Annotated in this window: 15 protein-coding genes; 11 read left to right on the forward strand and 4 right to left on the reverse strand. The window is 55.4% G+C overall.

Features of this window, described 5'->3' with window-relative positions; translation table 11 throughout:
- The first annotated feature begins 696 nt into the window (after positions 1 to 696).
- Together CKW24_RS23660 and CKW24_RS23665 are read left to right on the forward strand one after the other, a co-directional pair.
- Complete coding sequence (locus CKW24_RS23660) at positions 697 to 1,857, forward strand: nucleoid-associated protein (RefSeq protein ID WP_095170712.1); 1,161 nt, start codon at positions 697 to 699, stop codon at positions 1,855 to 1,857.
- A complete protein-coding gene (locus CKW24_RS23665) occupies positions 1,850 to 2,977 on the forward strand; it encodes a hypothetical protein (protein ID WP_095170714.1) in 1,128 nt (375 codons plus the stop codon). Before CKW24_RS23660 ends, CKW24_RS23665 begins: the two co-directional genes overlap by 8 nt.
- Positions 2,978 to 3,151: 174 nt before the next feature.
- On the opposite strand, the gene CKW24_RS23670 is transcribed toward CKW24_RS23665, so the two are convergent.
- Positions 3,152 to 3,691: a hypothetical protein gene (locus CKW24_RS23670; protein ID WP_095170716.1), complete on the reverse strand. Its 540-nt coding sequence runs from the start codon at positions 3,689 to 3,691 to the stop codon at positions 3,152 to 3,154.
- 24 nt (positions 3,692 to 3,715) lie between these two features.
- Positions 3,716 to 4,411, reverse strand: coding sequence for a hypothetical protein (locus tag CKW24_RS23675; RefSeq protein WP_095170718.1), 696 nt, complete (start codon positions 4,409 to 4,411; stop codon positions 3,716 to 3,718).
- A 583-nt stretch (positions 4,412 to 4,994) separates the two neighbouring features.
- Here CKW24_RS23675 and CKW24_RS23680 point away from each other — a divergent pair.
- The gene (locus tag CKW24_RS23680) at positions 4,995 to 5,330 is read left to right on the forward strand and encodes a hypothetical protein (RefSeq protein WP_095170814.1); all 336 of its coding nucleotides are present in this window, start codon (positions 4,995 to 4,997) and stop codon (positions 5,328 to 5,330) included.
- 100 nt (positions 5,331 to 5,430) lie between these two features.
- Positions 5,431 to 6,015, forward strand: coding sequence for a hypothetical protein (locus CKW24_RS23685; protein ID WP_095170720.1), 585 nt, complete (start codon positions 5,431 to 5,433; stop codon positions 6,013 to 6,015).
- Positions 6,016 to 6,060: 45 nt separating this feature from the next.
- Here the strand turns inward: CKW24_RS23685 and CKW24_RS23690 are convergent, their stop codons facing one another.
- Positions 6,061 to 7,383: a PLP-dependent aminotransferase family protein gene (locus tag CKW24_RS23690; RefSeq protein WP_095170722.1), complete on the reverse strand. Its 1,323-nt coding sequence runs from the start codon at positions 7,381 to 7,383 to the stop codon at positions 6,061 to 6,063.
- 128 nt (positions 7,384 to 7,511) lie between these two features.
- Between CKW24_RS23690 and CKW24_RS23695 the strand changes: the two genes are divergently transcribed.
- Complete coding sequence (locus CKW24_RS23695; protein ID WP_095170723.1) at positions 7,512 to 7,922, forward strand: VOC family protein; 411 nt, start codon at positions 7,512 to 7,514, stop codon at positions 7,920 to 7,922.
- Entirely contained in the window at positions 7,916 to 8,545 is a 630-nt protein-coding gene (locus tag CKW24_RS23700) for a LysE family translocator (RefSeq protein WP_095170725.1), read from the forward strand. The genes CKW24_RS23695 and CKW24_RS23700 overlap by 7 nt, the downstream gene beginning before the upstream one ends.
- Positions 8,546 to 8,564: 19 nt before the next feature.
- Here CKW24_RS23700 and CKW24_RS23705 read toward each other — a convergent pair whose 3' ends face one another.
- A complete protein-coding gene (locus tag CKW24_RS23705) occupies positions 8,565 to 9,011 on the reverse strand; it encodes a GNAT family N-acetyltransferase (RefSeq protein WP_095170727.1) in 447 nt (148 codons plus the stop codon).
- A gap of 182 nt (positions 9,012 to 9,193) precedes the next feature.
- On the opposite strand from CKW24_RS23705, the gene CKW24_RS23710 reads away from it, so the two are divergent.
- The 5 genes from CKW24_RS23710 to CKW24_RS23730 all read left to right on the forward strand — a co-directional run bounded on the left by CKW24_RS23710 (position 9,194) and on the right by CKW24_RS23730 (position 13,322).
- On the forward strand, positions 9,194 to 10,672 hold the full coding sequence (locus tag CKW24_RS23710; RefSeq protein ID WP_256585533.1) for a DUF1254 domain-containing protein: 1,479 nt from the start codon (positions 9,194 to 9,196) through the stop codon (positions 10,670 to 10,672).
- A gap of 121 nt (positions 10,673 to 10,793) precedes the next feature.
- Positions 10,794 to 11,363, forward strand: coding sequence for a DJ-1/PfpI family protein (locus CKW24_RS23715; RefSeq protein ID WP_095170731.1), 570 nt, complete (start codon positions 10,794 to 10,796; stop codon positions 11,361 to 11,363).
- 173 nt (positions 11,364 to 11,536) lie between these two features.
- The gene (locus CKW24_RS23720) at positions 11,537 to 12,157 is read left to right on the forward strand and encodes a LysE family translocator (protein WP_095170732.1); all 621 of its coding nucleotides are present in this window, start codon (positions 11,537 to 11,539) and stop codon (positions 12,155 to 12,157) included.
- Positions 12,158 to 12,166: 9 nt separating this feature from the next.
- Entirely contained in the window at positions 12,167 to 12,901 is a 735-nt protein-coding gene (locus tag CKW24_RS23725) for an SGNH/GDSL hydrolase family protein (protein WP_095170734.1), read from the forward strand.
- Entirely contained in the window at positions 12,894 to 13,322 is a 429-nt protein-coding gene (locus CKW24_RS23730; RefSeq protein WP_095170735.1) for a nuclear transport factor 2 family protein, read from the forward strand. Before CKW24_RS23725 ends, CKW24_RS23730 begins: the two co-directional genes overlap by 8 nt.
- Positions 13,323 to 13,398: the final 76 nt, after the last annotated feature.

The raw sequence follows: 13,398 nt of genomic DNA on the forward strand, positions 1-13,398 counted from the left end.
GTCAGGTGAGACACGCAACTGGAACCCTATCGGGACGGTGTATCTCAACCCCGAAAGGGAGCTGACAGTTGTCGTGAAGGTCGCCTAGCAAGACGGGCGACACGACAACTACCTTGAAAAACGCCGTCTCTGACGCGTACTTTGATACCTCAAAAACTGCCGCCGACTTTTTCAACAGAATCGGCCAATAGGGGACGTTCAACCCCTCGGATTAGCCAACCGTGTGGATAGCCACCTAGGTATTGCCGGTGCGTAGGGTTCAAGGTTCTTAACTTGAAATACCGCTATATCTTTTTTTTCATTCAAGTGAAAAATGGACTTTTAGCTGTGACAGTAGAGTGCTCAAGGTGTCGGCAACGTGATACACCTCATGCATTTTGCCTTCAGACTCATTGCCTACTAGCAGCGTGCCAAGTAGCCTAGGGGTGAATGATTTCGCCACTTTCTTGTTTGCCACTGGAGCGTCCGACTCGCATGAAACGCACCATCACCCACCGCCCTTGGCATCCCTCAGCGATTACGCTGCCTTCAGAGACCACGAGCTGGACGCGCCCCAGCGACGCAGGCGATTGAGCCGCTCCCGGTCAATCACTTCGGCCAGATAGCATGTCCCGTACAATCACCGTGCTACCATCAATGACTCACAGCTGACGTCAGAAGCGTTCGGCACTCATAGTCAATACGGACGAGCATGGCATGGACGATCAGACACACACTACACCTGATGCTAATACAGATGCACAAATCAAAAGCTCTGAGGTGAAGTCGCTTGTTGTGTTGAACGCATGTGCAGCGAAGTTTTTCAAGAAAAAACTCGGTGGCCTATCATTCTACGATAGTAATAAAGGAAGCGATTGGGACTTGGCGTCCCCAATATGTGTCGACTTTGTCAATCTCATTGGCAAAAAGTTTTCCAGATCTGGAAGGATTTACGGATACGTAGATCCAAACATGCTCGCTGCTGCCGATAATTTCTCACAATATTCCAGCAATGCCGATTTTGATGCGTTTGTCACTGGCGTGATGGAGCGGTTGTGCCACGAAGCGAACGACCCCGCACGCAGCTCTCTCAATGAGGGCTACGTGGTATTTTCACACTATCGAGATTACCGGCAAGTGGATCATCTTTTGATCGTCATGCTTGGCAAAAGGGGGGGATATGATTTTGACGATGACACCAACCTTAATCCCAAAGGGACGGAGAGTTTAAACCTTCAGGATTTTCGCCAAGCCGCCTGTATGGACCTAACAGAGTTTAGAAAAGGCTTTCCGCAAAACACAGGTGATTCCTACCTCTATTTTATTAATGGAAATTCAAAAAGCATATTTTTCAACGTCGCACTTGGTTGTTCCGACTCAATGCCAGGAAAAGTCTGCGTTGATAACCTAAAAAAAGCTCTGGGCGCATATCTTACGGACGATGCGGGTGATTTGCCCGCCTCGGAACGGCGCACAATTCACAATCGTGTTGTTAGCTATATCGAGAATAAAGCAGGCGAGCGTGTGCACCTTTCCGAAATACAGCACGTTATCAACAAATGTCTGCAACCGGGATCGCCTCACCTTGGCGGCCTCATCAAATTTATCTCAGAGAACTCCGAGCGCTTTAAGGTGAGTGAAGAATTCCAACCCTCAGGTGTCGCTGCGAAGAGCATGGGATATGTCGATGTTAAACTGCCCTCGGGTGAGTTCGCGGGCCGTTTAAAGCTAGACGCCGTAGCCGTTGGTGACAGCACTGCCGAACTCAGCGTCGACAAGGATTTCGTGTACTTGAAGGTGAAGCTTCCAAGCGATGTATCAAACAGGCTAAGGGGCATAAACGCTGAAGATACATCGTCAGGCTCACAAAATGCTTGATCGTATCTCGCTGGATGATGATCAGCTCATACTCAATACCCAGTCACTGGATATAAAAGACGCCCATGAGCTCCTCAAATCTTATGGTTGTCACAGCCCCGACAATCTGGATCTGATTGGGGATGAGCTTTTCCTGCTGAAGCCCTCAGCATGGGACGAGGGCTACGTGCCCTTCTTTGCGAATGCCGAAGCAATGTGGCACTCGCTACGAACGCGCAGCACAAAGCCTGAACACATGTACATCATCGGCATGGACCAGGATCAGCATGCGTCGATTTCCCGACTGTTGGCCCTGTATTTTTTGGTCAGAGAAACACTCAAAACGCTCTGCCATAGCGAAGGCGACGACAGCCAGACCCTCAAATACATTTTCTTCAGTTCTAAAGAGTCACTTCTTACAAAGCTAGAAATCTCATATCTGATGGCGTGCGATGAGCTAATGGCCATCGAGGTCGATAACAAAGGCGTGAAACACGCTCAAACGATGCATGCAGCTGCGATGGCCGATGAGGACGTTCATTGCGAAGAAAGGCGTCACGTTATGAGAGAAACGCTGACGGATTTTTTAAAGGATGAAAAAGACTGCAATATCCGCACGATAATGACATCCATCTCGCCCTTCTACAAAAAATACAATGAGCGCTATAAAGTTTATGTAAGCAAATTTTCGGTCAACAAAATTCTGACTGAGATCGAAAGCGACTGTGTTAGCTTTTTAGGAAAGGTCCAAGATGCAATCATTGCCCAGCAAACAAAAGCATTTGCTGTGCCTGGCGGCATAGTGGCAGTAGGTGCTATTTTAAAACCTGCTACAACAGCATGGGACTATCTGGTAATACTCGTAGGACTGATTATTTCGACCTGGATGATCACCTCTTTAAACAACAATGTAATTAGTCATATCAACCTACTTTCGGACGAGTTCAAGCGTTCCACTAAAAAATACGATGACATCGTCGTGGGCGTAGAAGATATTCAAGAAAAAATTGAAGACTCAAGAAGAAAGGTCTTGACATTCTCTAAATCGGCTAACTCCAAGCTTAATGGGTTAACCCGCGTATGCTGGCTGATTTTAATATTAGTAAGCCTGATCTTGCTAAAACGCTTCTTGGAGGCGTGATCGGCTTGGTAGAAACGGTACGCTCCCACATTAACTGCCGTTGACGGCTAGCAGCTATCCGCCAAAAGCGGTCGGTGGCGTCAGCTATGGCAATTCGATGTTCTTCCCCCGCTTGGTGTCCTGTGTACTCATGCCGCTCCATCCCTCAATTAAGATATGTCCACTGACTTTGCGTTAGCAACGACGTTTGGGGCGACTGTATCCGGCTTGTTCAAGAAGTTTACTAGCCTCAATAATGTCTAGTGAGTGCCGTTCCGGATCCATTAGATCAGTGTAGAAATCTGCGCAGCCACCAACCACATGACCACTCCAAATGGAGGTTTCTCTATAGTTTTTACGGAAAAATTGAAGGAGCGAATTTTTCAAGTTAAGTGTTAGAGAAAATCTAGACTTGTAAGGATTCCCCTTACTCATATAGTCATCCCAATTTAACCTTATTGGGAGACGGAAACCTTCCATTCGAGTGGATAGATCTAAAATAATATTAAACGTCAAAAACTCTACTCTGACACCAAGAAGATCTTGCGCCAAGATCCTGTTTAATACGTTGTCTCTTCCCTCATCGGTATTGTACAAGCTAGTCCATACACCTTTTTCTGAGGACTGGACCACGACAATGTGAGCACGTTGAATCGAGCCGGAATCATCCACGACTATTGCATATTCGGCAGCGCACGGTTGACGATCGTTGCCAGCATAAAAGATCTGCTTCACAAGATAATCTCACTCCCTAGGCAATTAACTTAAAAAGGTCACGAGTTTACTACCGAACTGCGTCGTCTGTTTTGACAGGCAAGTATCCGCACTTAGAATCATTTCAAGCTGCTTTACTTCAACCAATCCCTTTTGATAGAGGTCAGCCCATATGCTGTCAAGAATCTCATGATTTTCAATTAATTCGGGCATGGCGCTTGCAATAATCTGGGATAACGAAACTGTGGTTTGGTACGGCTTAACTCGATTGTTATCCGCAAACCACCGACCAGGATCTTCGAAAAGCTTTAGTAGTCTGATATGAGAAACTGTGCATACGTCTACAAAATTAAGAAATATCTGCCGATAATCATCACTTGGACATGTAGGTAACGCAGAATTTATTACGGCGTTACGCAATGCTTCAAGCTTCTCTGTTTGGTGATTTCTTAGGGAGATATTGCAAACTTCTGCAACTGTACTGACAAACGCTTCATTTTCCTGCAGCCCTGCTTCCGTTACAACTCCTTGCTCTATGAGGTTGTTAAGAGCCGACCCAATCGCAAGCATTGCTTCCGTGCGGCGCTTATTCAAAGGCGCCTCGAGTAACGAATTAAAAATCTCCAATAATGGACTTCCTACAACGGGTATCGCACCTATGGCAGCTCTTCCAATGCGATGTAACTTCTCGTCAAGCGGCTCGACTTTTGGATCGACCGCATCAAGATTAACTTTTTCCATAATAGTGAATCCTTGATATGCCATATGAATGGATGCTAAGTTCTACCTTTGCCTCCCGTTGACAAGCATATCAATTTCACCAAGCGCTAGGTAGCGACTCAGCAATGAGACCCTAGCGAGCAATTCCTATACCTAGTGTGTCTAAGCCCTCTGTGTACACCGCTCTATCTGATGACGGCCAACGTAGAGTAACTTTGGGGCATCGGACAGGTTTGCAAATCGCAACAGCCTGCTCCGAGCTTGGCACTTAACGGAAGAAGGCCCGTAATTCCGAGCCACCCGGTGCCATGTGTCCGCTCTTGGCCGCTCTCTGTCTGTCACCACCGGCAGCTTTGGCTCGATTTCCGCCAGTTGCGCCAAGCAGAAAACGGCCAACAGCGGACTCTCACAATCGATTTTTCCATGCCCACTGCGAGCAATTGAAGCGGGTCTGCCAGTACGCCCCCCATAAAACCTCTTGGTGGAACACACAGCCCCGCCCCTCCTCCCCCCCTCAGGCCCAATGATAGAATTTTCTTTTGAAAAAGGAGTTTCATCTGTGGACGCTGGAAAAAAGAGTTGCCCTTACTGCGCGGAAGCTATCATGGCTGAAGCCATTTTGTGCAAACACTGCCGATCCGACCTAAGGCAGAAAACACCAACCCCGCCCTGGGGGCCGCTTTCATCAGTAACGAGAATGGGCCCGGCCAGCAAGGTCCTCGTCGGCAGCGTTATCGCCATCGCCTTGTATTGGTCTTTCGGTTTTGTTGTCAGTAACAGCTCGCAGGACAAGGAAATAATCCAGGCCCGAGAGGCCAGCGAACTATGCCGTCAGCAAGTAGACAGCTACTCTGGCCCGGAAGTCGGCAAAACCATTATTGAAGAAACCTGTCGAAAGCTTGAAGACGAATTGCGCAAGGGTTTTGGCCACGCACCATAGGCGAGGCCGATTACGAAGCCCGCCATTGAGCGCTCCTACAGTCATCATCGACGCGAGTCCGCAACCAGATGGTTTTCCGCAACTAACTACAAGGACTGACATGGGTATTTTAGATCGCTTGTTTGGTGGACGATTTACCATGCCTCCACCTGAGGAAACCAACCTCAGCGCTTCCGCCATCATGAAAGAACTGCGACCCGAGCGGAGCGATCCTACCCAGAAAAAAGCACTTGAGACTTTTGCCCAAGCGCTGGTCGCTGTCGTTCCGGAAAAAGAAGGCGCCAGGCTGGTCAGGCGCGTTATGCGTCGATACGCGATGGGAGATGACGCACCCAGTGCCCTGGCGGAAGGGTTTCTGAATGACCCGAAAGGGCAAAAACTTGCAACCCTGGTGCTCCTTAGCGTGGAGTGGCAGGGTTATGACGTGTTTGAGTATCAAGCTCCCTATTTGGTCAGAGCCAGTGGTTTGAAAGAACCCTACGCTTATGTGAGGGAAGACGCGTCGTCGATGCCAGAGGTGCTCGACAAGTTTGATCAGTGGCTCGCTCGGTTCGGCAAACGTTATCTTCACCTGGACTGCACAGGTGACAATTACGAAGGAGTGATAGTTGACACTGAGCGGCTGGAAGAAATTATCGAGTTGGCTGGACGAGCTGGAATCAAAGCCAGTCTTGAGAGCTTCTAGCGCTGCAATAGAGAGCCCGGCGCAGGTCAGTCGCGAGAACTCAAACTAATAGCCACAGGCGACTCTGACTTTTTCCAGGGCGAGTTCAAGCGTTGCAACAGGCACCGATCCCAGCGCCACGCGCAGCGCATTAGGCGCATGGGAGGCCGCAGAAAACGGCTCTGCTGTCGTCACCAGGATGTTGTCGCGGCGCAATGCAGCAGCAATGCTCTCGGCCCGCATGTCTTCGGGCAACGGCAGCCACAGGAAGTAGGCGTTTGGATGGGCGAGCAGGTTGATGCCGGCGAAAATGCGGCGGGCCAGTCGTTGCCTATGCGCGGCGTCTTTGCGCTTCAATTGTTCCAGGTCATCCACCACGCCTTCTTCGATCCAGCGACACGCCAGTTCGACGGTGAGCGATGGCGAACTCCAGGTGGAGGCTCGCACGGCTTGCTCGAGCGCTGGGATCAGCGATACAGGCGCTGCGATGAAGCCGATACGCAAGCCCGAGGCGACGCTTTTGGAAAGGCCGGAAACGTAGATCGTGCGATTCGGTGCGAGCATGAACAACGGCTTCGGCGCCGGCTCGGCTAGAAACGCATAGGCGCCGTCCTCGATCAAAGCAAAATCGTGTTCCTCGGCCAGCGCTACCAAGCGCTTGCGGTCGGTGGCCGGCATGATCGATCCCAGCGGATTGTGCAGGGTCGGCATCGCATAAAACACGCGCACAGGACGCCGCTTGCAACTTGCCGCGAGCGCGTCGAGATTGGTCTTGCCATCAGCCAAGGGTATCGGCAGGAGTTCAATGCGATGGGCGACGGCCAGCGCTTTGATGCCCGGGTAGGTGAGCGCGTCGACCGCGAGTACATCGCCCGGCTTGAGTAGCGCCATCATCGCGAGCGCCAGCCCTTGCTGCGCGCCATTGACGATCAACACTTGTGATCCGGGGACGCGTATCCCTCGATTGCGCAGGTGTTTCGCCGCGATTTCTCGTTCATGCGCACGCCCGCCATGGGGGGCGTTGCGCAACAAGGCGTCCAGATCGCCCGACAATGCGAGGCTGCGCAGTGCTTGCCTCAGCAACTCGGCTTGTCCGGGAACCGCTGGACTATTGAAGGCCAGGTCAATTATTCCAGCGTCGGATGCCGGTTGCAGACCAAGATCGCGTGGCACAGAGGTGTCGCGCACGAAGGTGCCACGGCCCATTTCACCCACCACCAGGCCCATCGATTCCAACGTGCGGTAGACCCGCGCGGCTGTCGCAAGCGCAATCCCATGTTCGCTCATCAAGCTGCGTACCGTCGGCAGTTGGGTTCCAGGGCGCAAACGTCCGCTGCGAATGCTTTCCGCTAGCTGGTCAGCAATGGTTTTGTAGCGTGGCATCGTCATTCAATGTACCTAGAACAATTCTTTGTGTGTATCAGGTGCCGAGCGTAGGCTCCACTACCACACAAAACAAGGAGGCGAGTTCGGCCCGCAGGACACAACCGTTCCAGTGGCGTCGAATCGATTGAGAGATGTTCAGTCACGTTACTGTGGGATGCACCGACCTCGAAACAGCGGCGGCTTTTTATGACGCCGTACTTGCGCCACTCGGGCTGATCCGCCGAGCGGTGACCCCGGATGGAGGCCCCGCCTCGGCTTGCTGGGTGCATCCGACGCGCACACTGCCGAGGTTCTATGTCTACTTGCCGCGTGATGGCCTTGCGGCCACGGCGGGCAATGGCAGCATGCTCGCGTTTCATGCCGAGACGCCTGACAGCGTACGCGCGGCGTACACCGCGGGGATTCTCCACGGCGGTACTGATGAAGGCACTCCGGGTGAGCGACCCTGGTATGGCGAGGGCTACTACGGTGCCTACCTGCGCGACCCTGATGGCAACAAGCTGCACATCGTCTATCGCGGCGATCTGGAGCACACATGGTAGAGCCATCGACGCTACTGCTGTTCGCGGGGGCGGTGTTGCTGTTGCTGATGTCTCCCGGCCCCAACATGGCCTTCGTGATTGCGCACGGCGCGAGCTACGGCTGGCGTGGCGGCGTCGTTGCTGCTTTGGGAATCGGCGCAGCTGACCTGGTATTGACCGCGCTCACCGCAGCCGGTCTCACGGCCGCAATAGCACAGTGGCCACCGTCGTTCGACCTGATCCGCTGGGCCGGTGCGTTCTATCTGCTCTGGATGGCCTGGAAGGCCATACGGGCGCATGCCGGCCTGCCACCACACTCCGCTATCCAGGCCTCGCTGATGTCGGTGTTCATCCGGGCGCTGCTGAACTCATTGCTCAACCCGAAAGCGCTGCTGTTCTTCATGGTGTTTTTGCCGCAGTTCGTTGTTCAGGGGAGTTCTACGGTCGCACAGCAAATCGTGGTACTGGGGCTGGTGTTGACCCTGGTCGCGAGCGTTTTCCACATCGCGCTGGGCCTGGTCGGGGGAGTCATCCGCGGTTACGTGTCCGACAAAAGCCAGTCCACAAAGTGGCAGTCGCGGGGCCTGGCATTGGTATTGGTGTTGCTTGCGGCTCGCCTGGTGTTTACCTCGCGGCCGGCATGAATCTGGCCGATAGACTTGTTCAAGTGTCGCCTAGCAGCATGATGTGAGTGGCATGGATATCCTCTGTTCGCACAAAACCGCAGTGCAGGTAAAACGCGTCTCCTGAGGGCGTATCGGTGCTCAGACGCACGCTCTGAAAGCGCAGAGCGGCATGTGCGACCAGCGCTTTTACTAGCCTTTGACCGACGTGCTGCCCCCTTGAAGAAGCTGCGACGTAAACCCGTCGCAGCCTTGCCGTATTGGTCTGGCCATAGGGATCAACTGAAAGGCCGCCGATGCCTATCAGTTGCTGGTCGAAATACGCCGCCATGAGACATTCCCCGGGTGCATCGAAGCGATTCGCCCCGCAGTGCCATTCGCCAATCAGCCGAGTGAGAAATCTGAAACCCTCTCCAACGGCCTCTTTTTCCGAGGCCAGGATCTGTGGCGGCAGGTGGCTGATGTGGTGAATCTCGACTGGTTTCATGCATCGTCCTTGATTCGGGGTTAAAGGGTTTTGGCTGATCTACACTCCCTGGGCGGCTGAGTTGGCGCTTTACCGCCGGATTTACTTAGTCGGGAGACAATCCTGAGTTTCAGTTGAGCTGCGGCCTGGATGGGAGCCTGAACACTCACGGTAATTGCTTGCTCAACACTGACGAGGTGCAAATGAACAGGAAGTTTAACCGGGGCTGGACAATGGCGGCGGCTGTAGTCGTGGGTTCAACGCTTTTTGCAGGGTGTGCGAGCAAGACCGATCCGATCACGCAGGCAGACCAGGCCGATGTGGCCAAGGGCGTACCCGCACCCAGTCTGGAGCAGACCAAGGCGATCGCCGAGGAAGGTTTTATCTACGGCTTGCCGCTGGTCATGAACTACGCCGTGATGAACGAGTTCGCGGTGGACTCACAGTCCAGCCAGTTCAAGGCGCCCTTCAACCAACTGCGCAACGAGCATCGGGTTTCTACTCCCGCCGATACGGCTGTCATTACGCCAAACAGCGACACTCCGTACTCGATACTCTGGGCCGACCTGCGCGCAGAGCCGCTGGTGATCACCGTGCCGGCGGTGCCCAAAAAACGCTACTACTCGGTTCAGTTGATTGACGGCAACACCTATAACTACGGTTACATCGGGAGCCGGGCAACGGCCGGCGCACCCGGGAGCTATCTGATCGCAGGCCCCGACTGGAAGGGTGCGCTGCCCCCTGGCATTCACAAGGTGTTCAACTCCACGACGCCCTTCGCGCTGACGCTGATCCGCACCCAGCTGTTCAATCCGGCCGACATGCCGAATGTCGAGAAGCTGCAGGCGAGTTACAAGATCCAGCCGCTGTCTGCCTTCCTCCATCAACCCGCGCCGCCCGCTGCGCCGAAGATTGATTTCGTGCCGGCGACGACAGAGGGCATCAAGGCCAACTTCTTCGAGTACCTGTCGGCCGCGTTGGAGTATGTGCCGCCATCGGCCTACGACAAGGAGATCCGTGCCAGGCTGGCCAGCATCGGCGTAGGTCCGGGCCGGAGCTTCGAGTTCAAGGACCTCTCGCTCGAACACAAGGCCGTGGTCTTGCTGGGGATGAAGGCCGGCGACGAGAAGGTCGACAAATTTCTGTCTAGCGGCATGAAAAATATCAACGGCTGGAACATCGGCGCGTTCTTCGGCGACCAGGCGTTCTACAAAGACAACTGGCTGATGCGTGCTGGCGCTGCGAAGGGCGGTATCTACGGTAATAACGCCGTCGAGGCCATGTATCCCTTCACACGTACTGACGGCAACGGCCAGACGTTGAATACCGGAAAACACAACTACACGCTCACCTTCCCTGCCGGCAAACTGCCTCCCGTCAATGCGTTCTGGTCGGTGACCATGTACGACGGCAAGAGCCAGCTGCTGATCAACAATCCGCTCGACCGCTACCTGATCAACTCGCCGATGCTGTCGGCCATGAAGAAAAATGCCGATGGTTCGCTGACGCTGTACATCCAGAAGGATTCGCCGGGCAAGTCCAAGGAATCCAATTGGTTGCCCGCGCCTGACGACACGGCCTATCTGGTGCTGCGCCTGTATTGGCCGAAAGCCACGCCACCTTCGATTCTTCCAGCGGGTTCCGGCACTTGGTCACCCCCAGGTATCACCCAGGCGAAGTGAAAGCTGCAGCATCGTAGTGACCTTGCTGCACGGGTCACTACGACAGCCCGCCCCCATTGCCGCCCTTGATGTCTGTTTACTTGCGCCTTAGATTACTGGCATTCATGGAGGAGTCTGGCTGATGGCACGCGTAAGTTTGATACTGACACCCGGTTTTGCAGACTGGGAATATGCATTCATTGCAGGAACTGGGTCGCCGTTCTACGGGATCGACGTCAGGTTTTTCGCGCCTGCTGTGGGGCAGTTCCACTCACAGGGCGGATTGGCTGTCACCGTCGAGAGCAGTTTGCAGCACTGCCTGGACTGGCAACCGGACGTTGTGGTGGTCATTGGTGGAACGGCCTGGGAAGGTGCGCATGCAGCGGACATTTCAGGCTTTCTTCAAACCAGTCGCTCACGAGGAGCGAGCATTGCCGGGATCTGCGGAGGAACGCTGGCACTGGCCAGGGCCGGGCTTCTCGACACAGTGCCGCATACCTCGAACAGCCCTGCCTTCCTGCAAGACAATGCCCAAGGTTACGCGGGGCACTCGTTTTATCGAAGCAGTCCGGTCGCGGTAGTTGCAGACCGCATCATTACAGCGCCCGGCCCGGCCCCCGTCAGCTTCACCTGCGCGGTGTTCGAGGCTGCCGGGCTATCTGCAGAGACCATTGCACAGTTCAGGGCAATGTTGGCCGCGGAACATCGGTGAGATACCGCACCTGCACAAACAACTGTGGGAGCGAGCCTGCTCGCGATGAACTGAAGAACAACGCGTTGATTCAGACAATACGCGTCATCGATGACGTTCATCGCAAGCAAACGGAGCCCCACCCGGCGGCTCCTACAGAGTGAACCAACCCCCGACTACGGACGCAATCGCCTATGGACCTCGCCACCCTCACCCTGTTCCTCCCCGCCTGCTTCGCCTTGAACATGGCGCCGGGGCCGAACAATCTGTTGTCGGTCAGCAACGCTACCCGCTATGGCTACCGCACCTCGTGCCTGGCCGGGATCGGGCGGCTACTGGCATTCGCCGGCATGATCGCCCTCGCCTCCGCCGGCCTGGCGGTGGTGCTGCAGACGTCGGAGTGGCTGTTCTACGGGATCAAAATCGTCGGTGCGGCTTACCTGCTGTACCTCGCCTGGCAACTGTGGACCGCCGATCCCCAGGTCGAAACCGCAACCAAACGCCCTGAGGCGGGGTTGCTGGCGCTGGCCCGGCAAGAGTTTTTGGTGGCGGCCGGCAACCCCAAAGCCATCCTGATATTCACCGCCTTCCTGCCGCAGTTCGTCGACCCCAGCCAGGCGGTGACCCCGCAGTTTGCCTTGCTGGGCGCGCTGTTCCTGGCCCTGGAGTGGGTTGCCATCGCCTCATACGCCTACATGGGGCTGCACATGCGCCGCTGGTTCAGCCAGCCCCGTGGCAAACGGGTTTTCAATCGGTGCTGCGCCGGGCTGTTGGCGGCGGCGGCAAGTGTGCTGTTGATGGCGCGTCGGACGTGAGCCTCGGGCATGCTTGAACCCTTGAGCAAACTGCTGCTGGGGCCTTTGCTCCTACTGCAAGGTCTCTACGTCCGGCGGGTCACCCCGCGGTTGCCGGAAGCCAGCGGTGCACGCCAGGGCTTGACCGGCAATGGCGTGCGCCTGCGCTTGCTGATAGTCGGGGATTCGGCCGTCGCCGGGGTGGGTGCCGCGACCCAGGACCAGGCCCTGAGCGGGCAACTGGTTGGACGGCTGGCTGCAGACTTCCAGGTGAGCTGGCAACTCTGGGCACAGACCGGGCTGGATTCCCAAGGCCTGCTGGAGCTGCTCGAAGCCAAGGACGCGGAGCCCTTCGATGTGGCGGTGCTGGGCATTGGGGTCAACGATGTCACCAGCAGCCTTGGCGCCGATCAATGGCTGGTGCGGCAACAGCGCTTGCTGGGGTTGTTGAGGGACAAGTTCGCAGTGCAACAGCTGATCATTTCCCCGCTGCCACCGATGCATCTGTTCCCGGCATTGCCCCAGCCTCTGCGCTGGTACCTGGGCAACCGGGCCAGGCGTTTCAACCAACGACTGGCCACCCTCACCGCCGCCCAGCCATCTTGTAGCCTGCTGACCCTGAGCCTGGCCCCGGAGGCCGGGATGATGGCCGTCGACGGTTTCCATCCCGGGCCGATGATCTACAGTCTCTGGGCAGAGCACGCTGCCCAGGCCATCACTGGGCGACGGCACAACAATAAAAACCCAGGAGTCGAACATGTCTGAACTCAAGCTGCATCCCAACGTCGCCGCCACCCTGGCGCAGTGGCACGCCATGCTCGATAAGGGCGACTTGCGCGCCCTGCCCGAATTGCTCGCTACCGAAGCCGTATTCCGTTCGCCAATGGCCCACACGCCCTACCCCGGCGCGCCGGTGGTGGCGATGATCCTCAACACGGTGTTCCAGGTGTTCGAGGACTTTACCTACCACCGCGAACTGGCGAGTGCCGACGGATTGAATGTGGTGCTGGAATTCAGTGCCCGGGTCGGCGCCAAGCAACTCAAGGGCATCGATATGATTCGCTTCAACGAGGAGGGGAAAATCGTCGAGTTTGAAGTGATGGTGCGACCGATGAGTGCCTTGCAGGCCCTGGGTGACGAGATGGGCCGACGTCTTGCTGCGTACCTGGCTGCGAGCAAGGCCTGAGCAGCAAGGCGCCATTGCGAATTCAAGCGCAAGACCCCGGGTGCACGGTGGCGGGCGGACGACTAGTCTGTCCACC

It is taken from the genome of Pseudomonas sp. Irchel 3H3 (assembly GCF_900187635.1).
Classification (GTDB): domain Bacteria; phylum Pseudomonadota; class Gammaproteobacteria; order Pseudomonadales; family Pseudomonadaceae; genus Aquipseudomonas.